The following is a 651-nucleotide window of genomic DNA, read 5'->3' as shown; positions in this document are numbered from 1 at the left end:
ACCTCACCGTCTTCGATAGCGACGAGCGTCTGCTCACCGACACCTTTCGGCATGACCAGTCGGCCGCCGTCGGCGAGTTGTGAGAGAAGCCGCCGTGGTGGCCTGACCGCCGAGGCTTCGACGAGAATGCGGTCGAACGGTGCGTAGTCAGATAGCCCCTCCGCACCGTCTCGGCAGTCCACGAGAACGCCTTCGTAGCCCGCCCGCTGGAGGTTTTCGCGGGCTTCGTAGACCAGCTTCCGCGTGATGTCCACCGCGTGAACGCGGGAGTCGCCGACGATTTCGGCGAGGACGGCGGCTGTGTACCCGACGCCCGCACCGACGACGAGCACGTTGTCGTCCGGTTCGGGGTCGAGCGCAGAGAGCAGGCGGGCGACTGTCGTCGGCGCGAGGATGGTCGTATTCGTCTCGCGGTGTTCGGTCGGGCGGTTCTGATACGGCGAGTCGGTGACGAACTCGTGGCGCGGGACACTGCGCATCGCGAGGCCAACAGCCTCGGGGAGCGGGCCGAGCGAGTGCTCCAACCCGTCGACCATGTCTTCGCGCAGCACCGAGTAGTCCATAGTTAAACTCCGGGTTCGGCACTAATCAACCGCACGTTCGGCGACGACCGCCTGCAAGCCCGTCCCGGGCACGTCTCGAACCGTCTGG

Annotated in this window: 1 protein-coding gene; it reads right to left on the bottom strand. The window is 66.2% G+C overall.

Annotated elements, in window-relative coordinates:
* Window positions 1-563, bottom strand: a 563-nt coding sequence (locus tag QT222_RS00195) for a protein-L-isoaspartate O-methyltransferase family protein (RefSeq protein WP_491475920.1), incomplete at its 3' end; no start/stop codon positions are given.
* Window positions 564-651 lie beyond the last annotated feature (88 nt).

Source organism: Haloferax sp. s1 (assembly GCF_058382125.1).
This window is presented reverse-complemented; position numbering and strand designations above follow the sequence as displayed.